The organism is Actinophytocola sp. (assembly GCF_009379765.1).
In the GTDB taxonomy this organism is placed as follows: domain Bacteria; phylum Actinomycetota; class Actinomycetes; order Mycobacteriales; family Pseudonocardiaceae; genus Actinophytocola.
Genome location: NZ_WHTD01000016.1, coordinates 12,495 through 38,080, shown reverse-complemented (window position 1 = coordinate 38,080; position 25,586 = coordinate 12,495). Strand labels below are relative to the sequence as shown.

The following is a 25,586-nucleotide window of genomic DNA, read 5'->3' as shown; positions in this document are numbered from 1 at the left end:
ATGCGTCCAACTCGGGGACACCTGCAGCGACGATTACCGCGCGCCGGAGAGTCAGAGCGGAGGCGAGTAGAGATGCCGGAGAAAGGTTGGGAGGACCTCCCCGAGCATGATGTCGGCGACGCACCTAACCGGTTCGACGTCGACGGTTTCCGGGCCAGGTTGTTCGGTGGGCCCGGGGCGACGCTGTACGGCGATTCGGGGATTCCGGCGCAGTCCGCTTGGGACAGCAAGGAGATCCCGAGCATCGGTCCGGACGACAGCGGCGTCAACGCTGTCGCGGGCAGCGGCGTCTGGGGTTCCAGCGCCGACATGCTCGGCAGCGGGCCGATCGGGCGAGGGGCTCCCGCGTCGTTCGAAACCGGATCGTTGGTACGGCCGTACACCAAGACGGGTGGCCGCACGAGGTCCGACTATGATCTTGCGATCGAGGCGCTGGTGTCCACCAGCGATCGGGGGAAGGCCCCGGACGCGGCCGTGCTACCGGAGCACCGGTCGATCTGTGGTCTTTGCTTGGACACCAGGTCCGTCGCCGAGGTGGCCGCTCATCTGCGGCTCCCGCTCGGGGTGGCCAGGGTGTTGATCGGAGACATGGCCGGTATGGGGCTGGTCCTGATCCATCAGAGCGGCATGGTCGTTGGCGACCGGCCGTCGATCGAATTCATGGAAAGGGTGCTCAGTGGTCTCCGCAGGCTCTAGTCCCCTCAGCCCGCGCGGCACGTCACCGCAGCCGACTACCTCGGCCAAGATCGTTGTCGCCGGCGGGTTCGGGGTCGGCAAGACGACTCTCGTCGGCTCCGTGTCCGAGATCGTCCCGCTCACCACCGAGGCCGTCATGACCGAGGCCAGCGTGGACGTGGACGACCTCTCGGCAACGCCGAACAAGGTCACCACGACGGTGGCCATGGACTTCGGGCGCGTCTCACTGGACAGCGACCTGATCCTGTACCTGTTCGGTACGCCGGGTCAGCACCGGTTCTGGTTCATGTGGGACGACCTCGTGCGCGGCGCCATCGGCGCCGTCGTCCTGGTCGACACGCGCAGGCTCGCCGACGCGTTCGCGTCGATCGACTTCTTCGAGGACCGGCAGCTGCCCTACGTGGTGGCGATCAACTGCTTCGACCGAGTGCTCCACCACCGCGTCGACGACGTGCGCGACGCGCTCACGATCGAGCAGTCGGTCCCGGTGGTGACGTGCGACGCGCGAGACCGCGAGTCCACGAAGGAGACGCTCATCACGCTGGTGGAGCACGCGATGCACCAGCGCATGTCCGCCCGCGCCGGCTAGTCCGCGCCGACCAACGCAACCTCAGGGGACCGTGACGGCACCCAGCCACCAACCACCGGAGATCCGCACCGTCCGCTGGGACGCAACCAACACTTTGGATTCCGGGGAGGCGGGTTAGCGGGCTCGGCGGGCGTAGTGGGCCATCGAGCTCGTCGCCTCGTCCGCGCCGGCCAGGTCGTTGCGGGCCAAGGCCCGCAAGGCGTCCGCGGCTCGGCTCACCCCCATCAGGGCGTCGATCATGCGGTCGTGGTCCGCGTCGGTGCGGGTCAGATCGATCCGGCCGAGCAGGGCGCGGACGCCGCCGTCTATCACGTCGGCCCGGTCCAGGAAGTCCTCGCGCATCAGCCGCAGCCGGTCCGCCGTCGTGCTCCGGTCCGTGCGCCGGTCCGCGTCGTCACTGGTACCGCCCATGCGAGGACGGTGCACGCTCCTCCTGGAGAACCGGTCGGGTCCCGTTGGAGCCGCCGGGTCACGTCCCGATCAGCGACGCCGTCGTGATCCGGTGCAGCGGGTACTGCCGCACCGCGTCCCCGGTGGCGTCCCGACCCTCCAGCACGCCGCCACCCACCCGGAACGGCGTGACCAGGCGCTGGCTCGCCACCCCGCGCGAGTCCACGAAGTCGATCAGCACGTGCCCACGCTGCTCGATCGCCTCCCGCAGCAGAGCGAGCGTCGCGGCCGTGTCCGCCGCACCGCTGCCCGCGGCGAGCGACACCGTCCGGCCCCGGCGCGTCGCGGCCGCGGTGTCTCCCGCGCGCAGCTGGTGGACGATGTCGCGCATCCGCTCGTCGCTCGGCGGTGTGGGCAGGCCGGCCCGGCGGGTGCGGGCCGACGCGGGCAGCCGCAGGCCGGTCGGGCGCAGGTCGAGCACCTCGCCGTCGGCGCCCTCGGCCGCAGGCGCGAAGCCGGCCTTGCGCAGCTCGTCCAGCACGTCGGCCAGCGGCAGGGGGCTCACCAGCACCGTCGGCGCGATGCGGCGCAGCTCGAGGCGGGTCGCCGCCGGATGCGCGACGACCTCGGCCACCAGCACCGGGTCGTCGCAGCGGAGGAACGAGGCCGCCGCCCCGCCGCGCAGCCGGCCGTGCCGGCGGGCCACGTCGTCGATCAGGTAGCTCAGCGACTGCGGCACCGGCGTCCGGGACCGGGTCCGGAACAGCTCGTGCAGCTCCTCCGCGGTCCGCCCGATGTCCAGCGCGCGGCGAACCGACGCCTCGGTCACCCGGTAGACCGTCGCGCTGCCGGCGGACTCGATGTCGGCGACCTGGCCGACGTCGATCGCGAGCTGGGGTTCCAGCGGCCCCGGCGCGACCACCGTCAGGTCCGCCTGCACCAGCACGTGGTCGAGCGGCTCGGGCATCGACTCGGCCATCCGCTTCGCCGCGGCGGCCGGGCCGTCGGTGAGCAGCGCCCGGCCCGCCGACGTGATCGCCCCCAGCGCGACCACGCCGAGCGCCGTCGCCTCGGTGAGCGTCCAGCGGACGATCTCGTCGCGCAGCCGGCCACCGCGCCGCGGCGCGCGCCAGGCCAGCACGTCGGCGACCTCGTCGGGAGACGCGACGCCGGTGCCGGCGGGCAGCCCGGCGAGGGCGGTGAGCACTCGGCGGCGCTCGGCCGGCGCGGGCGGGCGGCGCAGGTCGTCGGACAGCGGCGCGAGCACCCGGTCCTTCGCGTCCCGCATGCCGGCGAGCCCGGGCAGCCGGGGGAGGTCCAGCCACGCGGCGGCGAGCGTGGCCCACTGGTTGGCCGGGGTGGCGGTGAGCCACGGGTCGGCGAGCGTGGTCGGCAGCCACTCGGCATTGCTCGGCGCGCCGCTGTCGGCGATCATCCCGGCACCGAACGCGAGCTCGGCGACGAAGCCCGCGCCGCGCTCGTCGGTGTCGAGCTCGCGGGTGAGCTTGCGCACGTCGCGCACCCCGAGGCCGCCTGCCTTGAGTACCGTGGCCGGATCCTTGCCCCAGGACTCGAGCAGGCTTTCCGTGCGGCGCAACAGCTCCAGCACCTCGCCCGCGCCAGTGGCGTCCACAGTGGACGATGGGTGTCGGGAGGTGCGCAGCGCCGGCTCGTCCAGCCGCACCGTCCCGAGTGGACTGTCGCCGCGCAGGGCGAGGCCGACCTGGCGGGGCAGCTCGACGGTCTCCGCGTCCCGGCGCAGCAGCAGGCCCATCGCGAGCATGCGCTGCACCGGTGTCCGCGCCCGCTCGAGCGGCACGACGACGCCTGAGCTGACTACAGGGTCCTTGGTCCGGCCCACCGGCGAGCCGTGCGCGAGCGTGGTGAGCAGCCGGCGGTCGGCCTCGGTGAGCTCGTCGAGCAGCGCCGGGATGTCGACACCGGCCAGCGCGTCGGATGGCTGGCCGAGCCCGGCGGGGTAGAGGCCACTCGCCTCGCGCGCGGCCGGTGCGACGGAGATGTCCGCGGTGCCCCAGGCGAGCGCGAGGCGGACCAGCTGCTCGACGGCCGCTCGCACCCGGCTCGGGTCCGCGCCCGGCCCGACCAGCGCGGTGACCGCGTCGACCGGCACGGGGGAGCTGTCGGCGCCGGCCACCACCAGCGCGTCCAGCACGGCCAGGGTGAACGTGTCCAGCCCCTCGGCGGCCCTGGTCACCGACGCGCGGCTGCCGGTCCGCGCGGCCAGGACGGCCACGTCGGCGGGTGGCGGGGTCGCGAGGTCGGGGCGTGCGCGCAGCAGGTCGGCCAAGAGCTGGTCGTCCTGGCCGCGCAGCCATTCGGTGAGCGGGACGGCGGGCACGTGACCACGGTATACGCGGCACGGAGGCGTCATCAGGCCGCCACCGAGGTCCGGTAGCCTCTATCTCCGTTGACGCGCTGGCCGAGATCCCAGGAGGGGCCCCGTGGCGAAGGCCGACAAATCGCACTACATCGACCCGCACTGGCCGGACGACGTGGACGGTGGGCACCCGGTGAGCGAGACCGCCACCGACCGGCAGGGTGCGCTGTCCCCGTACGGCGACCTGGTCTTCCCGCTGCCGGCCGAGCAGGTCGGCTACCAGCACCCGGTCACCGAGATCAACAAGCAGTAGGTCCGTCCACTCGGGAGCGATCCACATGCCGGTTCCTGGTCCTGGCTACTCCATCACCGTCCGGGTCGAGGCACCGCCGTCGGCCAGCTCGGCCGGCGACCTCGCCGCGGCCGTCGGCCGGGCCGGCGCGGTCATCACCGCGTTCGACGTCGTCGAGTCGCACGGCGACCGGATCGTCGTCGACATCACCGCCAACACCTACTCCGACGAGCACGTCCGGGACATCACCCAGGCGCTCGAGTTGCTGGATGGCGTCGCCGTCCGCAAGGTGTCGGACCGGACGTTCCTCATCCACCTCGGCGGCAAGATCGAGGTCAGCGCCAAGGTCCAGCTCCGCAACCGTGACGACCTCTCCCGCGCCTACACGCCGGGGGTCGCCCGGATCTGCCAGGCGATCGCGGAGAACCCGGACGACGCGCGCCGGCTGACGATCAAGCGCAACACGGTCGCGGTGGTCACCGACGGCTCGGCGGTGCTGGGCCTGGGCAACCTCGGGCCGGCCGCGGCGCTGCCGGTGATGGAGGGCAAGGCCGCGCTGTTCAAGAAGTTCGCCGGCGTCGACGCCTGGCCGGTGTGCCTGGACACCCAGGACACCGAGGAGATCATCCGCACCGTCCAGCTGATCGCGCCCGTGTACGGCGGCATCAACCTGGAGGACATCGCCGCGCCGCGCTGCTTCGAGATCGAGGCGCGGCTGCGCGAGATGCTCGACATCCCGGTGTTCCACGACGACCAGCACGGCACCGCGATCGTGGTGGTCGCCGCGCTGCGCAACGCCCTGCGGGCGGTCGGCAAGCAGCTGTCGGACTGCAGGATCGTGGTGTGCGGCGCGGGCGCGGCCGGCTCGGCGATCATCCGGCTGCTGCTGCAGAAGAAGCCGGGCGACCTGCTGGCGGTGGACGTGCACGGCATCGTGCATCCCGACCGGCCGGACCTGGACCCGGTGCGCGACCCGAACCTCACCTGGGTCGCCGAGCACACCAACAATGACCGGGCCGCCGGCTCGCTGACCGACGCGCTCGTCGGCGCCGACGTGTTCATCGGGGTGTCGGCGCCCAACCTGTTCGGCGCCGACGCGGTGGCCACGATGGCGCCGGACGCGGTGGTGTTCGCGCTGGCCAACCCGGACCCGGAGATCGACCCGCTGGAGGCGCAGCGGTACGCGGCCGTGGTCGCCACCGGCCGCAGCGACTACCCGAACCAGATCAACAACGTGCTGGCCTTCCCCGGGGTGTTCCGCGGGCTGCTCGACGCACAGGCCAACAGCATCACCGACGAGATGCTGCTGGCCGCCTCGGACGCGATCGCCGACGTGGTGGACGGCGACCGGCTCAACGCCTCGTTCATCGTGCCGAGCGTGTTCGACTCGGCCGTGGCGCCCGCCGTGGCCGAGGCGGTCTCCCGGGCCGCCGCCCGCCGCCCCGGGTGAGGCGGGTCGTAGCATCGGCTCGTGGGTGAGCTGAGTCATGTCGACGCCGCCGGTGCGGCTCGCATGGTGGACGTGACGGGCAAGGAGGCGTCCGCGCGCGTCGCGGTGGCCACCGGGACCGTGCGGACCACCGCCGAGGTCGTCGGGCTGCTGGCGTCCAACGGGCTGAAGAAGGGCGACGCGCTCGCCACGGCCCGGATCGCCGGCATCATGGGCGCCAAGCGCACGCCGGACCTGATCCCGCTGTGCCATCCGATCGCCATCTCGGGCGTCACCGTCGACTTCTCCCTGGGCGCCGCCGAGGTGGGCATCACGGCCACGGCGCGGACGACGGACCGCACGGGTGTGGAGATGGAGGCGCTCACCGCGGTCGCGGTCGCCGGGCTCACCCTGCACGACATGATCAAGGCCGTGGACCCCGCGGCCGTGCTGGACGCCGTTCGGCTCGAGCGCAAGGACGGCGGCAAGACCGGCACCTGGACCCGACCGGAGGACCGATGACGCGCACGGCACGGGTGGTGACCGCGTCCAACCGCGCGGCCGCCGGGGTGTACGCCGACAAGACCGGCCCGCTGATCGTCGCCTGGCTGCGCGAGCGCGGCTACGACGTGCCGCCCGCGGAGGTCGTGCCGGACGGCGAGCAGGTGGCGTCGGCCCTGCGTGCCGCCGTCGCCGCCGAGGTCGACGTCGTCGTCACGACCGGCGGCACGGGCATCTCGCCGACCGACCGCACGCCGGAGATGACCGCGTCGGTGCTGGACTACGAGGTCCCTGGGCTCGCGGACGCGGTGCGGGCGGCGGGCCTGCCCGCGGTGCCGACGGCCGTGCTGTCCCGCGGCCGGGCCGGCGTGGCGGGCTCGACCCTCGTCGTGAACCTGCCGGGCTCGACCGGTGGGGTCCGCGACGGGCTGGGTGTGCTCGCGGACGTGCTGGACCACGCCGTGGACCAGGTGCACGGCGGCGACCACGTGCGGCCGACCGCCGCGGCCACCGCTCCCGCCGGTGACCCGCCCGCAGCCGAACGGCCGGCCGCCGCCACGGTGCCCGCGCGGGTGCTTCGGGCCGAGATCAGCGAGTCGCCGCTGTCGGTGGACGAGCACGCCACGCTGGTCGACGAGGCCGCGGCCGGCGCGGTCGTGACGTTCGCCGGGGTCGTGCGCGACCACGACGGCGGCCGGGGCGTGGTGAACCTGGACTACGAGGGTCACCCGGGCGCGAAGGCCGTGATCGAGGAGGTCGCCGCCGCGGTGGCCGGCCGGCACCGGGGCCTGCGCGCGATCGCGGTGAGCCATCGGACCGGCGCCCTGGCCATCGGCGACGTGGCGCTGGCGTGCGCGGTGGCCGCCGAGCACCGCCGGGAGGCGTTCGCGGCGTGCTCGGACCTGGTGGACGACGTGAAGGCCCGGCTGCCAATCTGGAAGCACCAGACCTTCACCGACGGCACCGACGAGTGGGTCAACTGCCCGTAGCGGCCCCGCGCCGTCCCGCGCCGTCCCCGTGTCGACCTGTGGCGTGGCTGTGTCGACCTGTGGCGTGGCCGTGTCACGTCAGAGGTCGACACACCTACGCGGGAGGGCGACACACCTACGTCGGGGGACGACACGGGTTCGGGCGCACCTGAGGTCCGCACCGGGCCCTCGTGACATGATTTCGTGACATGACGAAGGGCTCCACCGCCAGGGGATTTACGCGGTGGAGCCCCTCGTGTGTCGTGGCGCGGTTACGTCACGGCGCAGGTCACTTGGTGGCGATCTTCTGACCCACGAGGATCAGGTCCGGGTCACCGATGAACTGCTTGTTCTTCTCGTACAGCGCGTTCCAGCCGCCCTTGACCTTGAGCTGCTCGGCGATCTTGGTCAGCGTGTCGCCGGCCTTGATCGTGTAGTCGCCCTTGGGGTTGGACTTGGCCAGGACGGGCCTGACCGGGGCGGACTGCTGCGGCGCCTGCTCCGACTGATGGGAGCTCGGTGCCTGCTGCTGTTGCTGCGAACCGCTGTTGCTGTTGTGGCTGCTCTGGCCGCCACCGGAGTGACCGCCACGCGCGCCACACACCGGCCACGCGCCGATGCCCTGCGAGGCGAGGGTGTTCTCGGCGACCCGGATCTGCTCCGCCTTCGAGGCGTTTGCCGGGCTGCCGCTACCTCCGTTGGCCTGCCAGGTGCCCTGCGAGAACTGCAGACCACCGTAGTAGCCGTTGCCCGTGTTGATGCCCCAGTTTCCGCCACTCTCGCACTGCGCGATGGCGTCCCAGTTCACCGACGGGTCGGCCTGGGCGGGGACAGTGGCAACCGCCAGCGGAACACCGATCGCGGCGCCTGCGACGACGACACGGGCGATGGTCCGCACTGCGACGGACGGCTTGCGGTGCTTGCCTTCGTACGCCATTTCGGTCTCTCCCTCAACGCCTACGCGATCGCGTGCTACGGGTCCGACCTCATGGGTCGGGCCGGACTTGCCGGCCACCACGCCTCGCTCGGGTGCTCGTCGTGGTCCCTCGTCCCGGTCCGGAGGTTCTCTTTCAGTCGGGGTTTCTTCCGAGTGCCCGGCGGACCGGGTTTGGCGTTTCGAGCACTCGTGTCTTGCGCGGTCGGTCGGGACCAACCGGGAGCGACGGTACGTAACCAAAACGCCTTGAGGAAATTCAAAGCCATGTGACCGTCGTCACAGTAACGAGTGACAACCGATTGCGATGTCGACGTTTACGCAGGTGAGAGCGACAGAATCGGCCGTTATCTCCCCGTTTTCTCCCCGAGATAATTCACTCTAAGTGAGTCCTGAGTCACGTCGATCAGGGCGGCTTATCGAGATCAAAAGGCCTCTACTGCAATTGATCGCCGGCTGCATGCTGAAATCGAGTGATTACCCGACGCAATGCGGTAACTAATTCCGGCGGCGACTCCACAGTGAAGTCGATCTCCAGTCCGGCGAGCAGGAAGCGAGCGATCCCGGCGTGTCGGCGCCGATCTCCTACGGAGGACATGTCGACAAGTCTCCCGGTCCTTGCGGACAGAACCCGTCCGCGGTCAGCCCCCGGCGAACGGCGGCAGCACGTCGACCCCGGACCCGTCGGGGAGCGCGATCGAGGTGTCCCGGACGGCGACGCCGTCGAGCAGGAAGCTGCACGCGGTGAGCACGCGGGTGAGTGCGGCGCCGTGCCGGCCGGCGAGCTCGTCGACGAGGGTCCGCATGGTGGCGTCCGCGCCGAGCCCGACGGTTTCCTCGTCGAGGCCTGCCGCGGCGCGTGCCCCGGCGAAGTAGCGCACCCGCACCGTGGCGGTGGTGGAGGCGGTGGTCACTCTCACAGGTTAACCGCCGCGCGCGTCCGCCCGGCCGCCGCGTGCGGGACGATGTGGTCATGGCCTGGACCTATCTGATGGACATGGACGGGGTGCTGGTGCACGAGGAGCACCTGGTCCCCGGGGCGGACAAGCTGATCGAGGAGCTGCGCGCCAAGGAGATCCGATTCCTGGTGCTGACCAACAACTCCATCTACACGCCGCGGGACCTGCGGGCGCGGCTGCAGCGGACCGGCCTGGACGTGCCGGAGTCCGCGATCTGGACCTCGGCCCTGGCGACCGCGATGTTCCTGGACTCCCAACGCCCGGACGGCTCGGCCTTCGTCATCGGCGAGGCCGGCCTGACCACCGCGCTGCACGAGATCGGGTACGTGCTCACCGACCGCGACCCGGACTACGTGATCCTCGGCGAGACCCGGACCTACAGCTTCACCGCGATCACCACGGCCATCCGCCTGGTGGAGCAAGGCGCCCGGTTCATCGCGACGAACCCGGACGCGACGGGCCCGTCACGCGAGGGCTCGCTGCCGGCGACGGGCTCGGTGGCAGCGCTGATCGAGCGGGCGACGGGCCACGCCCCGTACTTCGTCGGGAAGCCCAACCCGCTGATGATGCGCAGCGCCCTGCGGTCGCTCGGGGCCCACTCCGAGTCGACCTTGATGATCGGCGACCGCATGGACACGGACGTGCGGTCCGGCCTGGAGGCGGGCTTGCGGACGATCCTGGTGATGACCGGCATCTCGTCCGCCGACACCGCCGAGAGGTTCCCGTACCGCCCGAGCCGGGTGATCGACTCGGTGGCGGACCTGGTCGGTCAGGCGGACGATCCCTTCCCCGACGGGTAGCGACACGAAACCCCGGCCCGGGCAGTGCCGCCTGCCGCGAACCGGGGTTTCGCATGTTCCCGAACTGACTGCCGCTCCCACCACGAAGCGACGCCGTTAGGCTAGCCTAACTTTAGTCGGTGAGGCAAGCGTCGATCTCACTCGCGCCACTTTGTCGACTTGTCCACAGATGGGCTCACACGGTGATGACGACCTTGACCCGGGCGTGCTCCACCTCGACGTAGTGGATGGCCTCGGGCACGTCCTTCAACGGGTAGGTCCGGTCGATGACCGGGGTGACCTTCCCCGACTCGATGATGTCCCGCAACGCCGCCAGGTGCTCCTTGGTCGGTTGCACCGTGCACAGGATGACCCGCCGGCGGCGGGCGAAACGGGCCACCACCTGCCCCCTGATGATGAGCCCCATCGGCCAGAAGAGGCTGCCGCCCTTGGACACGCCGCCGCCGGACAGGACGAGCGCGCCCTCGGGGGTCAGCACGCGCCGGCACTCGGTCAGCGAACGGTTCCCCACGAGGTCGAAGACGAGGTCGTAGTGCATTCCGCCGCGGGTGAAGTCCTCCCGGGTGTAGTCGATGACGTGGTCCGCGCCCAGCGACCGGACCAGGTCCACGTTCCGCGTACTGCACACACCGGTCACCTCCGCGCCGAACCACTTGGCGATCTGCACGGCGAAGGTCCCCACGCCGCCGGACGCGCCGTTGACCAGGACCCGCTGCTCCGCCTGGACCTTGCCCAGGTCACGCAGGCCCACGAGCGCGGTGGTCCCCGCCAGCGGCACCGCGGCCGCCTGCTCGAACGTCAGGTTGGCCGGCTTCAGCTCCACGGCGCCGTCCGGGACACACGCGTACTCGGCGAACGCCCCGTCGGCGTTGCCGAGGTCCCCGTACACCTCGTCGCCGGGCTTGAACCGGTCGATGTCCTTGCCGACCGCCTCCACCCGCCCCGCGAAGTCCCTGCCCCGGATCATCGCCTTGGGCCCGCCGAACCCGAACGTGGCGGGCGTCATCAGGCGCGCCACGTACGGGTCGCCCCGCATGACGTGCCAGTCGTAGGCGTTGACCGCGGCGGCGTGCACCCGCACCAGCACCTCGTCGTCGGCGGGGACGGGCTTGGCGACCTCCCTCAGCTCCAGGACGTCGGGTGGGCCGTACCGGTCCTGCACGATTGCCTTCATCGGGGCTCCGTAAACGGGAGTGCGGAATGAGTCGATTGACCGGAATGCACTACAAGGGGGGAACGGTACGCCGACGACCGGACCCGCACATCGGGGAGAATCCCTAGGTACGCATGGAAATTCGGCCTCCCCGGGCAGCGCCCGAGGAGGCCGTCGAGCGGTCGGGTCAGGCCTCGACCCGCTCCGGTTCCGGGGCCACCGCCGGCTCGGCCGGCCGCGCCCGCCGGTAGCGCATGATCCACCGCGGCCGGATCCGGTCCCGCATCTGGACCCCGCCCCGCCGGGCCAGCACGACCCCGCACACCACGGCCGACAAGGCCGCGACGACGCCGCCGATGATGAACGGTGACCGCCCGCCGAACTCGGCGGCCATCCAGCCGGTCATCGGCCCGCCGACCGGGTTCCCGCCGATGAACACCAGCATGTACAGCGCCATCACCCGCCCGCGCATCTCCGGCGCGGTCGCCAGCTGGATCGTGGTGTTGGCCGTGTTCATGAACGTCATCATCGCGAAGCCGACCGGGATCAGCGCCAGCCCGAAGGTCAGGAAGCTCGGCATCAGCCCGGCCACCAGCTCCAGCACCCCGAACGCGAACGCCGCGCCGGTCAGCAGCTTCAGGCCTGGTCGCCGCCGCGTGCTGCGCCGAACCGCCAGCAGCGCACCCGCGAACGTGCCGACCGCGAGCAGTGTGGACAGCAGCCCGTAGCCGTCCGCCTCGCGGTGGAAGACGTTCGCCGCGGCGATGGCCAGGGTCGTGAAGAAGGTGATCGCGAACGTGCTCACGCAGAACACGAGCACGAGCACCGCCATGATGTCCGCCCGCCCGCGCACGTACCGCAGGCCGGCCATCAGCTGGCCGCGACGCGACGCGGGTGCGGGGTTCCGGTGCAGCTCCGCGGGGTTCATCCGGGCCAGGCCGATGATCACCGCCACCGTCGAGACCGCGTTGACCAGGAACACCCAGCCGGTGCCGGTCCAGACGATCATCATGCCGGCGATGGCGGGGCCGACGATCCGAGCCAGGTTGAACGTCGTCGAGTTCAGGGCCACCGCGTTCGTCAGGTGCTCCTTGCCGACCATCTCGCCGACGAACGCCTGGCGCACCGGTGGATCGAACGCGGTGAACATCCCGAAGACGAGGCAGAGCAGGTAGACCTGCCAGAGCTCGACCAGGCCGGTCACGTCGAGCACGCCGAGCACCACGGCGGACACGGCCATGCCGGACTGCACGAGCATCAGCAGCTTGCGCTTGTCCAGCCGGTCGGCGAGCACGCCCGCCCACAGCGTCAGTGCCAGCGTGGGCAGGAACTGCAGCGAGGCGGCGATGCCGAGCGCGATCGGGTTGTACCCGGACAGCTCCAGCACCAGCCAGTCCTGCGCGATGCGCTGCATCCAGGTGCCGACGTTGGAGACCACCTGCCCGGACGCGAACAGCCGGTAGTTGCGCAACCGCAGGGAGCCGAACATGCCTCGATGGTTCACGTCGTTCTTCGACGGGTCGACGAGCGCGGCTCGAGGCGAACCGGTCGTCCTGGTCGGGTCACACGCTGTTGCTTCTCTCACTTATCCTGTTGGCTCGCCATCCGGTCGATGATCTCCGCGGCCTGGGACAGCACGTCCCGCTGCTCGGGAGCCAACTCGGCGAGTCGCTTGTCCAACCAGGCTTCGCGCGCCGAGATGTCGGCCAGAATGAGCGCGCTCCCCTCCTCGGTGATCTCTACGATGGCCTGTCGGCCGTCAGTGGGATGCGGTCGTCGGCTGACGTAACCGTGCTCCTCGAGCGCAGCGATCACCCTGGTCATGGACGGGGGTTGGACAACCTCCTTGGCGGCGAGCTCACCTGGGGTGAGGGGGCCGCACTTGTGCAGGCAGAACAACGCGGAAAGCTGGGTGAGCGTTACCGAGGAGCTGGTCCGCTGGGCGCGAAGCCTGCGGTTGAGCCGCACTGTTGCCAGCCGCAGGCGGCTGGCCAACGAGCGTTCGGCTACGTCCTGCTCCTTGTTCGACACATCGTTAGCATACCTCACGATTTCCGCTGCGTCACAATGATCATGGTCAGCCCAGTGCGGCCTGGATCGGCCCGATCGCGAAGTAGACCGCGAACAACGCCGCCACCACCCACATCAGCGGGTGGATCCCGCGGGCCCGGCCGGTCGCGGTCCGCAACAGCACGTAGCTGATGAAGCCGGCGCCGATGCCGTTGGCGATCGAGTAGGTGAACGGCATCACCACGATCGTCAGGAACGCGGGCAGCGCGATCGTGAAGTCCGTGAAGTCGATCTCCCTGATCTGCGCCATCATCAGCACGCCGACGACCACCAGCGCGGGCGCCGCCGCCTCGACCGGCACCGCCTGGTAGAGCGGGGTGAAGAACATCGCGGCGATGAACAGCAGGCCGGTGACCACGTTCGCGAGACCGGTCCGCGCGCCCTCGGCGATGCCGGCCGCGGACTCGATGTAGACGGTGTTGGAGCTCGACGACGCCGCGCCGCCGGCGACCGCGCCGAGGCCGTCGACGAACAGTGCCTTGCCGACGCCGGGCAGCTTGCCGTCCTCGCCGACGAGACCGGCCTCCTTGCCGAGCCCGGTCATCGTGCCGATCGTGTCGAAGAAGTCGGTCAGCACCAGGGTGAACACGAGCAGCACCGCGGTGATGACCGGCACCTGCACCCAAGCGTCGAGGTTGACGTCGCCCAGCAGCGACAGGTTCGGCGCGCCCACGACGTCGTCGGGCAGCGCCGGGTAGCCGAGGTTCCAGCCCGTGGGGTTCACGCCCTCGTACTTGCCGGCGTCCACAATGGCCTCGACAATGATCGCGAGCACCGTGGTGGCGAGCACGCCGATGAGGATCGCGGCCTTCACCCGCTTGGCCACCAGGATCCCGGTGAGGATCAGCCCGACGACGAACACGAACGTCGGCCAGGACGCGATCGAGCCGTTGATGCCCAGTCCAACCGGGACAGTGGTGTTCGCGACATCCGGCAGCCGGCGGACGAACCCGGCGTCGACCAGCCCGATCAGCGTGATGAACAGGCCGATGCCGACCGCGATCGCCGCCTTGAGCGACGGCGGTACCGCGTTGAACACCATCGTGCGCACGCCGGTCACCACGAGGACCAGCACCACGACGCCGTTGAGCAGGACGAGGCCCATCGCGGCCGGCCAGCTCATCTGCGGCACGATGGTCACCGCCACGAACGCGTTGATGCCCAGCCCCGTGGCCAGCGCGAACGGGTAGTTCGCGACGAGTCCGAACAGGATTGTCATGACACCGGCCACGAGCGCGGTGACGGCGGCGACCTGGCCCGCGGGCAGGATGTTGCCGAACGCGTCGTCGTGCGTCGTGGGGTTGTTCGGGTCGGCGGTGAAGCTGCCGATGATGAGCGGGTTCAGCACGACGATGTAGGCCATCGTGACGAAGGTGACGAGGCCCCCGCGGATCTCTCTGGCCGGCGTGGACCCGCGCTCGGTGATCTTGAAGAAGCGATCCAGTGCGGAGCCGGCTGTCCTGTTCGCCATGAGCCGGTAGCCTCGCGCATGTGGCAGGCCAAGCGGAACCCGACGCGCGAATCGAAACACAGAAGTCACCTCCGCCCCCGCTCTCGCCGCGCCTGCTGGCGTTGCCGCCGGTGGTCTACGGGGGCACGGCGGTGTGGCTGGTCGCGCTCGTGGTGCTGCTGATCGCGCGCTACGGCTTCGACGCGCTGCCGCCGATCTGGCTGTGGACCGCGCTGTGCGGGTTCGTCCTCGGCCTCATCGGGGTGCCGATCATGGTGTGGCAGCGCCGGGCGTCCCGGCGCGGCGCCCGCGGCGCCCAGCGCAACCTCTAGCGCCCTAGCGCAGCAGGTTCTCCGGGTCGTCGAGCAGCGCGGCGAGCGTGTGCCGGTCGGCCCAGTGGTCGGTGGCCCAGGCCAGCCCGCGGGCGAGGCCGGCGGCGGAGTCCGCGCAGTGCAGCACGCCGCCGTCGACCCACCACGGCACGTCGTGGTCGACCAGTCCGATGCGAACGGTCAGCCGGTGGTGCACGAGCGGTCCGCCGGCCGGCACGGCGAGCCCGGCGAGGTCGCACGCGTCGACGACCGCGCCGAGGTCCGCCCAGCGCACGGGTTCCGCCTCGCCGCGGACGTCGCCGACGACGATCTCGGTGGCCGGCGGCAGGTCGAGCAGCTCGGCGAGCGACTCGGCGAGGACGAAGTCGTACCCGACGCCGACCACCCGCTCCTGGTCGACGACGCCGAGCACCCAGGGGGCGTTGAGCACGAGGCCCTCGGTGGCGGGGAGGACCTCGCCGGTGAGCGTGCGGACCGCGTACGGCGGCCGCACGTCCTCCGGGCGCAGGACGCCGTCGCGGACCCCCTCGGCCAGGGCCGCGTGGCCGCGGAGGGCGGCACCGGGCGGGATCGTGCGGTCGTCGTCGGCGAGGCGGTCGAGGAGCTCCTCGGCGTCGGCCGCGTGCTCGATGTCCAGGTGCTCGCGGACCCCGATCGCGGTGAGCACGGACGGGTCGACGTCGACCGGCGGGACCGGGTCGAAGAGCCCGACGAGCTCGACGGCGTCGGGCATCCGCCACGCGCGCGGCGGCTCGCCGAAGAGGCGGGCGTGCCGGGCGATCCACCAGCCGGTGTAGCCGTCCGGCTCGTGCAGGGCCTGCCAGGTGACCGGGTCGGCGGCGAGCAGCCGCAGCGCGGCGGGCCAGGCGTGGTCGGCGACGAGGTCGAGGTCCCGGACGGCGACGAGGCGGGTCGGCGGCTCGGGTAGGGAGTCCCACCATTCCTGCTCGTCGGCGAGCTCGTGGTCGGCGTCGGCGGGCGGCTCGTCGACGACGACGGCGAACGAGTCGAGGACGCCGACCGCCTGGAGCACGGACTTCGGCCACTGCTCGGCGGTGGCCCGGTCGAGCACGCCCAGCGGGGTGTCCTCGGCGAGGAGGTCGAGGAAGGCCGAGCCGGGGAGGGCGAGCTCGTCGGCCCGGCGGTGGTCGCCGGCCTCGTCCCGCATCGCGAGCGCGGCGAGCCAGGGATGTTCGCCCGGCCGCGCGCCCGCGGTGTCGACGAGGCTCAGCACGGCCTTCCGCAGCGGCTCGACGTCCATCCCGGACTCGGCGTCCTCGACGCTGCGCTCGACGGCCGGCCGGAGCGAGTCGAGCAGCTCCTCGGCGCCGCCGTGCCGCGCGCCGAGCCGCTCGAGCAGCGGGTGCGCCGCGTCCGGGTGGACGACGTTGACGTCCACTTCGGACAGATCGAGGTCGGCGTCGACGATGAGCGTGCCGCGCGGGCCGGGCAGCGTGCGGCCGTCGGTGAGGGGGACCGGGAGGGCGCCGAGCGCGTCCCGGGCGTCCGGGTCGTTGTCGGCGATCGGGCTCAGCGCGTCGTAGAGCCGGTGCCACCAGCCGGGTTCCTTCCTTGTGCCGGTGACGTGCTCGACGATGTCGGCGATGGTCAGCCGTCTGGTCTCCAGTGCGGCGAGGGCCTGGGCGTGCTCGCTGCCGGCGAGTTCGGCGTCGACCAGTCCCGTGACGGTGTCGTCGAGTGCGGCCCGGAGCGCGTCGCTGGGCACGGGCAGGAGGGTGGCCTGGTTCGGTGCGATCGCCTGGTCGCCCGCGGGCAGCCACGGGGCCTTCCGCAGCGCGACGAGCACCTCCTGGCGGATCCGGTCGTCTACTTCGGACCGCGGGAACCCCGGGACGGGTACCAGCGCGGTCCGGTCGGTGTCGTCGAGGTGGGCGAGCAGGCGCGGGTAGGCGGCGGCCGCGGCGCTGAGGACGGCGTCGGTGGCGACGCCGGGCCGGACCCGGCGGCGGTCGGCCTCGATGGGGAGCGTGGCGATGAGCCGCGCGGGGAGGGAGAGCCGCTCGTCGGTGGGGGTGGGGGCGTGCAGCACCTCGTCCCGCAATGGCACCGGCCGGCCGTCGTCGTCGAGCCGCGCCGCCCAGCAGACGGTCCACTGTGGACGGGCTTCGGCGCCGAGCTCGCTGACGTCGGTGAGCACCCCGGCGTCGCGCACGACGAGCCAGTGGGTGGTTCCCTCGGGTGACCGGATGTCGTGGTCGCCGGAGCGCTCCCAGACCTGGTCGCCGATCTCGATGCGCCGCAACCCGTCGAGGGACAGCAGAAGGTCGCCCGCCTGCGCGGCGAACTCCTCGAGGAGTTCGCTCGGGGCGGCCGTCGGCAGCCGAACCTCGGTGTCGAACCCGTGCGGCAGGGGGTCCTCGTTCTCGGCGGGCCACCCGAGCCGCAGCACCGGAACCCGCCCGGTCTGCCCGATGGCGTCCCGGGTCCGCGCCGCGGAGAACGCGACACCCCCGGACCGGGAGACGACCCGAGGCGCGTCGGTGACGCTCAGCACCGCGGCGAAGCCGACCCCGAACCGCCCGACCCCACCCACCTTGGCCGACGCCCGGAGCGAGGCCAACGAGGCGACCCCGGCGGCGTCCAGCGCCCGCCCGGTGTTGGCGACCCGCACCTCACCGCCCACGACGGAAACCCGGAGGACCCCGTCGTGCCCGGCCGCGTCGGCGGCGTTCTGCGCCAGCTCGACGACGACCCGGTCCCGGTAGCCGCCGAGGAAGAGGTCCTCCTCGGCGTTGGCGTCCTCACGAAACCGAGTCGGGGAGTCTCGCCAGGAGGCCAGAACGGCCTCCCGAAGCCGCTCGGTCCCGAACGGATCGGTCACCCGTCCGCCGGCCCTGCCCCTGCCGCCCCAGGCTCAGCCACGCCGTCCCGCGCGGACTCGGTTCGTCCCGGCTGCTCCGGCTCGCTCGACCCCATCCAGTCTTGGCCGACCTCTACCTGCGCTGCCTGCTCGGCGGGCGCTGCCTGCTCGGCGGGCGCTGCCTGCTCGGCGGGCGCTGCCTGCTCGGCGGGCGCTGCCTGCTCGGCCTGCTCGGCGGGCGCTGCCTGCTCGGCGGGTGCTGCGGGCTCGGCCTGCTCGGCCTGCTCGACGGGCGCTGCGGGCTCAGCCTGCTCAGCCTGCTCGGCGGCCTCTGCCTGCTCGGCCTGCTCTGCGGACGCTGCCTGCTCGGCGGGCGCTGCGGGCTCAGCCTGCTCGGCCTGCTCTGCGGACGCTGCCTGCTCGACGGCCTCTGCCTGCTCGGCCTGCTCTGCGGGCGCTGCCTGCTCGACGGACGCGGCCTGCTCGGCCTGCTCGACGTGCTCGACGTGCTCAGCGGGCTCAGCCTGCCCGACAGGCTCTGCCTGCTCGGCGGGCTCGGCGGGCTCGGCGTGCTCAGCGGGCTCAGCGGGCTCGGCGTGCTCAGTGGGCGCCACCGGCTCGAGTGGAGCCGCAGGCGCCTCGTCCACCGGACTCCGCGGCGCCTCGTCCTCCGCGGTATCGCCCTCGGTGCTCGGCGCCTCGGCGGCGACCGGGTCCGCCGCCGGGCCGGCGATGTCCCCCTGGCCGAGAGCGGGCGGTGCCTGCTCGCCCTCGACGGCGGTCACCTCGCCGTCGGCGGTGGCCACGAAGCTGGTCGTCGGGGCCGGCTGCTCGGTCGCGCTCGTCTCGGGGCGAGCCGAGTCCGGCTCGACGGCTGGCTGGTCCTCGGTGCGGGGCTCGGCAGCCGGGAGCTCGGTATCGGCGAGTGCCTCGCCCACCTTGGCCACGTCAGCGGCGTCGTCGGCGTCGGCGTCGTCGGCCGGCTCCTCGGCGGCCGGCTCGGGCTCCCTCGCGGCAGGCACCTCGACGTCGGAGGGCTCCTCGACCACCTCGGCGGCGGCCTCGGCGTCGGCGTCGGCCGAAGCCTCGGCCTCGGCGGGCTCGTCCGCCAGGGGTTCGACGTCCAAGCGGGCGTCGTCGTAGATGAGGTTGGCCACCAGGACCGGAGAGACCTGCTCGACCTCTGCCTCACTGTGCGCGCCGCAGCCGTACTCCGTGTGGACCACGTGGCCGTCGGCCGGGGAGATCTCGTTCCCGCAGGTGCCGAAGGCCGCCCGCAGCGAACCCGCCAACGGCAGGTAGAAGCCGCACGTCCCGCAGTGTGCCGGGGCGCTTCTGGCCATGTCCGAGCGCGGGCCGAACTCGCTCTGCTGCCACCGGGTCGCCGCGTCCAGCCGGGCGGGGCGGGCCATCACGCGCGTGCGGCCGAGGCCGACCTCGGCGGCGACCTCCTCGACGGCCGGGTCGTCGGAGGCCACGTACGCGGGGACGAGCCGGGGGTCGTCGGGGGCCGTCGGCAGGAGGTCGCCGACGCCCAGGTCGCCCGCCTGCACGCGGTGCTCCCACGGCACCCAGTCGGGCGCCACCAGGGCATCCGGGCCGGGGAGGAGGACGACCTCGCTCACCGTGACCTCGGTGCCGGCGCCGGCGCTCGTGAGCGTCGCCGCCCAGCGCCAGCCTCCATATCCGGGCTTGGCCGCCTCGAACAGGTGGGTGACCGCCGCTTCGCCCTCGACGTGCGATCCGACGTGTGCACCGACCGCCTCGTCGCCCGCCTCCTCTTGGGCTGCGGCACGCGCAAGGTCGACCTCCGCCACCAGGGCGGGGTCCTGCAGGTCCGGCTCAGTCACACTCATCGGACACGATTGTGCCAACCGCCGCTCGACCCATGTAAGGCTGGTCCCGTGTGGGCTCTCCTCGCCGCCGTCTGCGCGGTCGTCGCGCTGGTCGCCGGCTGCTCCGAAGCGACGCCAGAAGCGCCCCCGCCCGCGGCGCCGACCGAGCTGCGTGCCGAGGTCCTCGACACCACCCCGCACGATCCGAACGCCTTCACCCAGGGGCTCGAGCTGGTCGACGGCGTCCTCTACGAGGGCACCGGCCTCGAGGGTGAGTCGACCATGCGCGCCACCGACCCGGACACCGGCGACGTCGAGAAGCAGACGGAGCTGCCGGGTGACATGTTCGGCGAGGGCATCACGGTCGTCGGCGACACGATCTGGCAGATCACCTGGCAGGACGGTGTCGCGATCCGCCGCGACCGGGCCACCCTGAGGGAGGAGGGCCGCGCGAGCTACCGGGGCGAGGGCTGGGGCCTGTGCCACGACGGCGAGAAGCTGATCATGAGCGACGGTTCCGACCGGCTGACCTTCCGCGACCCCGACACGTTCGCGGAGACCGGCCGGACGCGGGTGCGGGACGCCGAGGGGCAACCGGTCGACCAGCTCAACGAGCTCGAGTGCGTCGACGGCGTCGTCTACGCCAACGTCTGGCGGACCGACCGGATCGTGCGCGTCGACCCGCGCAGCGGGCGGGTCACCGCCACCGTCGACCTCGCCGGCCTGCTGCCGGAGGAGGACCGCGGCGGCGCCGACGTGCTCAACGGGATCGCCGCGATCCCGGGCACCGGCGAGTTCCTGGTCACGGGCAAGTTGTGGCCGACGACGTTCCGGGTGAGGTTCGTCACCGACCACGGGTGACGCGATTGATGGATCCCCTGACCGCGCGGGCCCGTCAGTGCTTCATACAGGTCCGACTTACGGCAGGATGGAAGAGTGATTCGTTCCGGTTCCGGTGACCAACCGCCGAGTGGCCGCCGTGGCCGCGGAGGCTCCGGCCGGAAGCGTCGGCGCAGCTGGACGAACCAGCCCCAACCACCCATCGGGCACCAGCCGCCGCCGCCGCAGGCTCCCTCGGCGCGGTACGTGCCGCCGCGCCAGGAGCCGCCGACCAACGCGATCCCCATGGCGCCCCGCGAGGAGCCGCTGACCAGCGCCATCCCCACGGCCAACCCGTACCCGGCCGACGACCGGCGCCGCACCCAGCCGGTCCGCCGCGAGCCCGAGTACCGCCAGCCCCCGCCGCCGGCGCCGCGCCGCAACTGGCGCGACGTGCCCCCGCCGCGCCGCCAGCTCCCGCCGCCGGAAGAGCCGCCGCGCCCCCGGTACGAGGAAACCCGCCGCGAGGAGTACGTGCCGGAGACCTACGGCCCGGACGGCTACGCCGAGGACTTCCCGGAAGAGGCCCGCGAGGCGCGGCAACAGCCGCCGCACCGTCCGGCCGCCGCCCCGCAGTTCCCCAAGAAGCTGACGGTCACCCGGGTCGCCGCGATGCGCAGCCGGCAGCTCACCGGCAACGCCGTGCGTGCGTTCCGCCGAGCGGCCAACGCCGACGGCGCCGACAAGTCCGGCCTCACCTCGCTCACCTACGCCACCATGCTCAACTACGCCAGCGACGCGGCCATGGCCGTCGCGCTGGCCAACACGCTGTTCTTCTCGGCCGCCAGCACCGACTCGTCCAGGGGCAAGGTCGCGCTCTACCTGCTGATCACGGTGGCGCCGTTCGCGTTGGTGGCGCCGGTGATCGGCCCGGCGCTCGACCGCATCCAGCGCGGCCGCCGGCTCGCCATGTGCGCCGCGTCGGCCGGGCAGGCGCTCATGTGCGTCGTCATGGCCGCCAACTTCGACACCTGGCTGCTGTATCCGGCCGCGCTCGGGAAGATGGTGCTGTCGAAGTCCTTCACGGTGTTGAAGGCGGCGGTCACCCCGAGGGTCGTGCCGCCGGACATCACGCTCGCCAAGACCAACGCCCGGCTCACCGTGTTCGGCCTCGTCGCCGGCGCGGCGTTCGGCGCGGTCGCGGCGTTGTTCCTGCAGCTGTTCGACTCGCCGGGCGCGCTGTGGTTCACCGCGGTCATCTGTGTCGTCGGCGCGGGGCAGGCCATGCGGATCCCGGCCTGGGTCGAGGTCACCGAGGGCGAGGTGCCGGCGTCGCTGTCGGCCAACCCGGAGAAGCCGAAACGCCAGCCGATGGGGCGACATGTCGTGGTCGCGCTGTCGGGCAACGCGACGGTGCGGCTGCTCACCGGCTTCCTCATGATGTTCGCCGCGTTCGCGGTGCGCGCGGAGACCGAGGGCGACGCGTTCAAGCAGCTGCTGCTCCTCGGCATCATCGCCGGCGCGGCCGGTGCGGGCAGCTTCGTCGGCAACGGGATCGGCGCGCGGATGCACGTCGGCCACCCCGAGCAGGTGATGATCGGCTGCATCGCCGGCTGCCTGGCCTCGACGTTGCTCGCGATGCTCATGGAGGGCATCGCCACCGCGGCGATCGTCGGCCTGGTCGGCGCCATCGCGAGCGCGCTCGCCAAGAACAGCCTCGACGCCGTCATCCAGGACGACCTGCCGGAGGAGTCCCGCGCGTCCGCGTTCGGCCGCTCGGAGACCGTGCTCCAGCTCGCCTGGGTGTTCGGCGGGGCGGTGGGCATTTTACTGCCCCCGGTGTTCTGGCTCGGCTTCCTCGTGATCTCCATCATGCTGGCCGTGGGCCTGGTGCAGACCATCCTCACCCGGCAGGGCGCGTCGCTGCTGCCCTGGTTCGGCGGCGCCCGGCCGGTTCGACCGTGGCGCACCGGCGGCGGGTCGCGCAGGTCCGTGCCGCAGGGCAGCGCCGTGTTCCAGGAGGGGCCGCCCGGCGGAGGCGACGAGCGTCCGTAGTCTCTGCTGCGTGCGCACGCTCGTCCCGGTCGCGGCCCTGCTCGTCGGCCTTCTCGTGCCGGCCGGCTGCTCGGCCTCGCCCGGACCGCCGCCCCCGCCGCCGCGGGTGGACTTCACCGTTGCGGCCCACAAGGTCACCGCGAAGCCGTACCTCTACTGCGACGTCGAGGTCAACGACTGCAAGCGGGACAACACCGCGCAGGTCAAGCTCAAGGTCGCGCCGGGAACGCCGGTCCGCGTGCGGGTGCCCAAGGAGGTATCGGACACCCCGTGGTCGGTGGTGATCCAGTACCGCACGGCGGCCGGCGAGCAGAAGGCGCCGGAGACCGTCGCCACGTTCGCCCCCGGCAAGTCGTCCTCGTTCGACGCCGAGCCGCCCGGCGCCGGCGACCAGCTGCAGACCGTCGAGGTCAAGCAGGCGGGCGCGAAGCTGGTGCGCGGCGAGACGGGCGATCCGGAGCCGGTGACCCGTGGCGTGTGGTCGGCGCAGGTAGCGCCCTAAGGATCCAGCTCGCGCGCGACCGCGCGGACCACGTCGGCGACTCGCTTGGTGGCCTTGCGGTCGGGGTAGCGGCCGCGGCGCAGGTCGGGTTGGACGTTGGACTCCAGCAGCTTGATCATGTCCTCGATCAGGCCGTGCAGCTCCTCGGCGGGTCGCCTGTGCGCTTCCGCGACCGACGGCGGCGGGTCGAGCAGCCGGACGGACAGGGCTTGCGGCCCGCGGCGACCGTCGGCGACACCGAACTCGATGCGTTGACCGGCTTTCAGGCCCGGCACCCCGGCCGGCAGGGCGGAAGAACGGACGTAGACGTCCTCACCTCCGTCCTGTGTGACGAACCCGAAGCCCTTCTCCGAGTCGTACCACTTGACCTTTCCGGTCGGCACAACAGTCACCTCCACACATACGAACGCGCCCCAGGGCGTACCCAGGACGCGTCTGCCCAGCCTAGGCCACCCCGGGGGGTGGGGGGTAGCCGGTTTGGCCGGGTTAGCCGAGCACCTCGTGGATGCACAGGATGTTGCCCTCGGAGTCACTGAACCACGCCGCCTTCTCGTTGCCCAGTTCCGCGATGTGGTCGACCGTCCTCAGGTCGGGCTGGTCGTAGTCGGCGAAGGTGACGCCGCGCCGCTCGAGGTCGCGGATCTCGCCGGAGATGTCGGTGACCTCGAAGCTGAGCACGGTGTGCTCGCTCTGCGCGCCGGCCTCGGCGGGCATGAGCCCGATGGCGTCGCCGTTGCCGGCGTCGAACACGAGGCTGCCGTCGGCGCCGGAGGCCTTCTGGTGCAGGCCGAGCGTGTCGCCGTAGAACTGCCCGGCCCGCTCGACGTCCGACACGGGGAGCATGGTGGTGATCATTGACTTGGTGAGCATCCTGCTGGCCTCCTTCGTGGCCCGCGCCGCGCACCACGTGCGGCGCGACTCACCATGCTGCGCCGCTCGCCGCCGCGAGGCCACTCTCGCGACCCTGCCGTTCCGGCCGGTCACGACGCGTGCTCCGTCAGGCGTGCTCGGCGGCCGCGACGTCCTGGAGACCCAGCAGCGCCACCGACTTCTCCCGCATCTCGACCTTGCGGATCTTGCCGGTGACCGTCATCGGGAACTCGTCCACGATGTGCACGTAGCGCGGGATCTTGTAGTGCGCGAGCTTGCCCGTGCAGTACTCGCGCAGTGACTCGGCCGTCAGCGGTGCGGCGCCCTCGCGCATCCGGACCCACACCATCAGCTCCTCGCCGTACCGCTGGTCCGGCACACCGATCACCTGCGCGTCCAGCACGTCCGGGTGCGTGTACAGGAACTCCTCGATCTCGCGCGGGTACACGTTCTCGCCGCCGCGGATGACCATGTCCTTGATCCGGCCGGTGATGTTGAGGTAGCCCTCGTCGTCCATGACCGCGAGGTCGCCGGTGTGCATCCAGCGCGCGGCGTCGATCGCCTCGGCCGTCTTGTCCGGCTGCTCCCAGTAACCCAGCATCACCGAGTAGCCCCGCGTGCAGAGCTCGCCCGGCTCGCCGCGCGGCACCGTCTGCCCGGTCTCCGGGTCGACGACCTTCACCTCGAGGTGCGGGTGCACTCTGCCCACAGTGGACACTCGGCGGTCCACGCTGTCGTCCGCGCGGGTCTGGGTGGAGACCGGGGACGTCTCGGTCATGCCGTAGCAGATGGTCACCTCGGTCATGCCCATCCGCTCGATGACCTGCTTCATCACCTCGACCGGGCACGGCGAGCCGGCCATGATCCCGGTGCGCAGCGAGGACAGGTCGTGGGACTCGAACGACGGGTCGGCGAGCTCCGCGATGAACATCGTCGGCACGCCGTAGAGCGACGTGCACCTCTCCCCGGCGACCGCCTCGAGCGTGGCTTTCGGCTCGAACGCCGGCGCCGGGATGACCATGCAGGCGCCGTGCGATGTGGCCGCGAGGTTGCCCATGACCATGCCGAAGCAGTGGTAGAAGGGCACCGGGATGCAGATCCGGTCCGCCTCCGTGTAGTTGCACAGCTCGCCGACGAAGTAGCCGTTGTTGAGGATGTTGTGGTGCGACAGCGTGGCGCCCTTGGGGAAGCCCGTGGTGCCCGAGGTGTACTGGATGTTGATCGGGTCGTCGGCCGACAGCGCGTCCTGCAGCTCGGCCAGGTGCGCCGCGGACCCGCCGCGGCCGGTGGCGACGAGGCCGGTCCAGTCCTCGCCGCCGATCAGCAGGACGTCCCGCAGCGCGGGGCACTCCGGGCGCACCTCGGCGATCATGGCGGCGTAGTCGGAGGTCTTGAAGCTCGACGCGGCGACCAGCGTGCGGATGCCGGCCTGGTTGAGGACGTACGTCAGCTCGTGCACCCGGTAGGCCGGGTTGATGTTGACGAGGATGGCGCCGATCTTGGCGGTGGCGTACTGGGTGAACGTCCACTCGGCACAGTTCGGCGCCCAGATGCCGACCCGGTCGCCCTTCTCGACCCCGAGGTCGACGAGTCCCAGCGCGACGGCGTTGACCTCGTCGGCGAGCCGGCGGTAGGTCCATCGCCGGCCGGTGGCCCGATCGACGAGCGCGTCGCGGTCACCGTGCGCCGCGACGGTCCGGTCGAAGTCGTCGCCGATGGTGTCGCCGAGCAGCGGCTTGTCCGACGTGCCGGACACGTAGCTGGGGACGGTGGGCATGCTGCG

General features: G+C 72.0%; 24 protein-coding genes. 11 read left to right on the top strand and 13 right to left on the bottom strand.

All coding sequences use genetic code 11. The features are described from left to right. Positions 1-72: 72 nt before the first annotated feature. Complete coding sequence (locus tag GEV28_RS07175) at positions 73-696, top strand: DUF742 domain-containing protein (RefSeq protein ID WP_291409851.1); 624 nt, start codon at positions 73-75, stop codon at positions 694-696. Beyond that, the gene (locus GEV28_RS07170) at positions 677-1,285 is read left to right on the top strand and encodes an ATP/GTP-binding protein (RefSeq protein WP_291409849.1); all 609 of its coding nucleotides are present in this window, start codon (positions 677-679) and stop codon (positions 1,283-1,285) included. Before GEV28_RS07175 ends, GEV28_RS07170 begins: the two co-directional genes overlap by 20 nt. Positions 1,286-1,399: 114 nt before the next feature. On the opposite strand, the gene GEV28_RS07165 is transcribed toward GEV28_RS07170, so the two are convergent. Further along, positions 1,400-1,696 (bottom strand): hypothetical protein, encoded by a 297-nt coding sequence (locus tag GEV28_RS07165; protein ID WP_291409847.1) that lies wholly within the window; start codon positions 1,694-1,696, stop codon positions 1,400-1,402. 58 nt (positions 1,697-1,754) lie between these two features. Beyond that, positions 1,755-4,034, bottom strand: a complete 2,280-nt coding sequence (locus GEV28_RS07160; RefSeq protein ID WP_291409845.1) for a helicase-associated domain-containing protein — start codon at positions 4,032-4,034, stop codon at positions 1,755-1,757. Positions 4,035-4,137: 103 nt separating this feature from the next. On the opposite strand from GEV28_RS07160, the gene GEV28_RS07155 reads away from it, so the two are divergent. From GEV28_RS07155 to GEV28_RS07140, 4 genes are read left to right on the top strand one after another with little or no spacing between them, the layout of a single operon-like run. Next, complete coding sequence (locus GEV28_RS07155; protein WP_291409843.1) at positions 4,138-4,326, top strand: hypothetical protein; 189 nt, start codon at positions 4,138-4,140, stop codon at positions 4,324-4,326. 25 nt (positions 4,327-4,351) lie between these two features. Continuing rightward, positions 4,352-5,755, top strand: coding sequence for an NAD-dependent malic enzyme (locus GEV28_RS07150; RefSeq protein WP_291409841.1), 1,404 nt, complete (start codon positions 4,352-4,354; stop codon positions 5,753-5,755). A gap of 21 nt (positions 5,756-5,776) precedes the next feature. Continuing rightward, on the top strand, positions 5,777-6,256 hold the full coding sequence (moaC, locus tag GEV28_RS07145) for a cyclic pyranopterin monophosphate synthase MoaC (RefSeq protein WP_291409840.1): 480 nt from the start codon (positions 5,777-5,779) through the stop codon (positions 6,254-6,256). Continuing rightward, positions 6,253-7,224, top strand: coding sequence for a molybdenum cofactor biosynthesis protein MoaE (locus GEV28_RS07140; RefSeq protein WP_291409839.1), 972 nt, complete (start codon positions 6,253-6,255; stop codon positions 7,222-7,224). Before moaC ends, GEV28_RS07140 begins: the two co-directional genes overlap by 4 nt. A gap of 268 nt (positions 7,225-7,492) precedes the next feature. On the opposite strand, the gene GEV28_RS07135 is transcribed toward GEV28_RS07140, so the two are convergent. Then, entirely contained in the window at positions 7,493-8,140 is a 648-nt protein-coding gene (locus GEV28_RS07135) for a transglycosylase family protein (protein ID WP_291409926.1), read from the bottom strand. A 638-nt stretch (positions 8,141-8,778) separates the two neighbouring features. Further along, positions 8,779-9,051: a MoaD/ThiS family protein gene (locus GEV28_RS07130; RefSeq protein WP_291409838.1), complete on the bottom strand. Its 273-nt coding sequence runs from the start codon at positions 9,049-9,051 to the stop codon at positions 8,779-8,781. 59 nt (positions 9,052-9,110) lie between these two features. On the opposite strand from GEV28_RS07130, the gene GEV28_RS07125 reads away from it, so the two are divergent. After that, positions 9,111-9,896: an HAD-IIA family hydrolase gene (locus GEV28_RS07125; protein ID WP_291409837.1), complete on the top strand. Its 786-nt coding sequence runs from the start codon at positions 9,111-9,113 to the stop codon at positions 9,894-9,896. A 175-nt stretch (positions 9,897-10,071) separates the two neighbouring features. Here GEV28_RS07125 and GEV28_RS07120 read toward each other — a convergent pair whose 3' ends face one another. From GEV28_RS07120 to GEV28_RS07105, 4 genes are all read right to left on the bottom strand, one after another. After that, positions 10,072-11,070 (bottom strand): NAD(P)-dependent alcohol dehydrogenase, encoded by a 999-nt coding sequence (locus GEV28_RS07120; protein WP_291409836.1) that lies wholly within the window; start codon positions 11,068-11,070, stop codon positions 10,072-10,074. Between the two features lie 166 nt (positions 11,071-11,236). Further along, positions 11,237-12,538, bottom strand: coding sequence for an MFS transporter (locus GEV28_RS07115; RefSeq protein WP_291409835.1), 1,302 nt, complete (start codon positions 12,536-12,538; stop codon positions 11,237-11,239). 92 nt (positions 12,539-12,630) lie between these two features. Beyond that, positions 12,631-13,080, bottom strand: a complete 450-nt coding sequence (locus GEV28_RS07110) for a MarR family winged helix-turn-helix transcriptional regulator (RefSeq protein ID WP_291409834.1) — start codon at positions 13,078-13,080, stop codon at positions 12,631-12,633. Between the two features lie 46 nt (positions 13,081-13,126). Further along, a complete protein-coding gene (locus tag GEV28_RS07105; protein WP_291409833.1) occupies positions 13,127-14,590 on the bottom strand; it encodes an NCS2 family permease in 1,464 nt (487 codons plus the stop codon). Positions 14,591-14,640: 50 nt separating this feature from the next. Here GEV28_RS07105 and GEV28_RS07100 point away from each other — a divergent pair, with 50 nt between their 5' ends. Continuing rightward, entirely contained in the window at positions 14,641-14,901 is a 261-nt protein-coding gene (locus tag GEV28_RS07100; protein ID WP_291409924.1) for a DUF2530 domain-containing protein, read from the top strand. Positions 14,902-14,905: 4 nt separating this feature from the next. Here GEV28_RS07100 and GEV28_RS07095 read toward each other — a convergent pair whose 3' ends face one another. Both GEV28_RS07095 and GEV28_RS42185 read right to left on the bottom strand, forming a co-directional pair. Continuing rightward, the gene (locus tag GEV28_RS07095; protein WP_291409832.1) at positions 14,906-17,743 is read right to left on the bottom strand and encodes a hypothetical protein; all 2,838 of its coding nucleotides are present in this window, start codon (positions 17,741-17,743) and stop codon (positions 14,906-14,908) included. Next, positions 17,740-19,578, bottom strand: coding sequence for a DUF3027 domain-containing protein (locus GEV28_RS42185; RefSeq protein WP_367115048.1), 1,839 nt, complete (start codon positions 19,576-19,578; stop codon positions 17,740-17,742). Before GEV28_RS42185 ends, GEV28_RS07095 begins: the two co-directional genes overlap by 4 nt. 87 nt (positions 19,579-19,665) lie before the next feature. On the opposite strand from GEV28_RS42185, the gene GEV28_RS07085 reads away from it, so the two are divergent. The 3 genes from GEV28_RS07085 to GEV28_RS07075 all read left to right on the top strand — a co-directional run bounded on the left by GEV28_RS07085 (position 19,666) and on the right by GEV28_RS07075 (position 22,933). Beyond that, the gene (locus GEV28_RS07085) at positions 19,666-20,418 is read left to right on the top strand and encodes a glutaminyl-peptide cyclotransferase (RefSeq protein ID WP_291409922.1); all 753 of its coding nucleotides are present in this window, start codon (positions 19,666-19,668) and stop codon (positions 20,416-20,418) included. A 264-nt stretch (positions 20,419-20,682) separates the two neighbouring features. Continuing rightward, positions 20,683-22,431 (top strand): MFS transporter, encoded by a 1,749-nt coding sequence (locus tag GEV28_RS07080; protein ID WP_291409830.1) that lies wholly within the window; start codon positions 20,683-20,685, stop codon positions 22,429-22,431. Positions 22,432-22,441: 10 nt separating this feature from the next. After that, positions 22,442-22,933 (top strand): DUF2771 family protein, encoded by a 492-nt coding sequence (locus tag GEV28_RS07075; RefSeq protein WP_291409828.1) that lies wholly within the window; start codon positions 22,442-22,444, stop codon positions 22,931-22,933. Here GEV28_RS07075 and GEV28_RS07070 read toward each other — a convergent pair. The 3 genes from GEV28_RS07070 to GEV28_RS07060 all read right to left on the bottom strand — a co-directional run bounded on the left by GEV28_RS07070 (position 22,930) and on the right by GEV28_RS07060 (position 25,580). Further along, on the bottom strand, positions 22,930-23,316 hold the full coding sequence (locus GEV28_RS07070) for a cold-shock protein (protein WP_291409826.1): 387 nt from the start codon (positions 23,314-23,316) through the stop codon (positions 22,930-22,932). The two genes, GEV28_RS07075 and GEV28_RS07070, sit on opposite strands and share 4 nt — an antisense overlap. A gap of 103 nt (positions 23,317-23,419) precedes the next feature. Beyond that, positions 23,420-23,803, bottom strand: coding sequence for a VOC family protein (locus tag GEV28_RS07065; RefSeq protein WP_291409824.1), 384 nt, complete (start codon positions 23,801-23,803; stop codon positions 23,420-23,422). Between the two features lie 127 nt (positions 23,804-23,930). After that, positions 23,931-25,580 carry an AMP-binding protein gene (locus tag GEV28_RS07060; RefSeq protein ID WP_291409822.1) on the bottom strand — a complete coding sequence of 550 codons (1,650 nt, stop codon included), beginning with the start codon at positions 25,578-25,580 and terminating at the stop codon, positions 23,931-23,933. Positions 25,581-25,586: the final 6 nt, after the last annotated feature.

Excerpts from the sequence above, each read along its gene's own strand:
- GEV28_RS07175 (WP_291409851.1), top strand. The coding sequence starts at position 73 with ATGCCGGAGAAAGGTTGGGAGGACCTCCCCGAGCATGATGTCGGCGAC.
- GEV28_RS07165 (WP_291409847.1), bottom strand. The coding sequence starts at position 1,696 with ATGGGCGGTACCAGTGACGACGCGGACCGGCGCACGGACCGGAGCACG.
- GEV28_RS07150 (WP_291409841.1), top strand. The coding sequence starts at position 4,352 with ATGCCGGTTCCTGGTCCTGGCTACTCCATCACCGTCCGGGTCGAGGCA.
- GEV28_RS07140 (WP_291409839.1), top strand. The coding sequence starts at position 6,253 with ATGACGCGCACGGCACGGGTGGTGACCGCGTCCAACCGCGCGGCCGCC.
- GEV28_RS07135 (WP_291409926.1), bottom strand. The coding sequence starts at position 8,140 with ATGGCGTACGAAGGCAAGCACCGCAAGCCGTCCGTCGCAGTGCGGACC.
- GEV28_RS07125 (WP_291409837.1), top strand. The coding sequence starts at position 9,111 with ATGGCCTGGACCTATCTGATGGACATGGACGGGGTGCTGGTGCACGAG.
- GEV28_RS07120 (WP_291409836.1), bottom strand. The coding sequence starts at position 11,070 with ATGAAGGCAATCGTGCAGGACCGGTACGGCCCACCCGACGTCCTGGAG.
- GEV28_RS07115 (WP_291409835.1), bottom strand. The coding sequence starts at position 12,538 with ATGTTCGGCTCCCTGCGGTTGCGCAACTACCGGCTGTTCGCGTCCGGG.
- GEV28_RS07105 (WP_291409833.1), bottom strand. The coding sequence starts at position 14,590 with ATGGCGAACAGGACAGCCGGCTCCGCACTGGATCGCTTCTTCAAGATC.
- GEV28_RS42185 (WP_367115048.1), bottom strand. The coding sequence starts at position 19,578 with ATGAGTGTGACTGAGCCGGACCTGCAGGACCCCGCCCTGGTGGCGGAG.
- GEV28_RS07080 (WP_291409830.1), top strand. The coding sequence starts at position 20,683 with ATGGCGCCCCGCGAGGAGCCGCTGACCAGCGCCATCCCCACGGCCAAC.
- GEV28_RS07065 (WP_291409824.1), bottom strand. The coding sequence starts at position 23,803 with ATGCTCACCAAGTCAATGATCACCACCATGCTCCCCGTGTCGGACGTC.
- GEV28_RS07060 (WP_291409822.1), bottom strand. The coding sequence starts at position 25,580 with ATGCCCACCGTCCCCAGCTACGTGTCCGGCACGTCGGACAAGCCGCTG.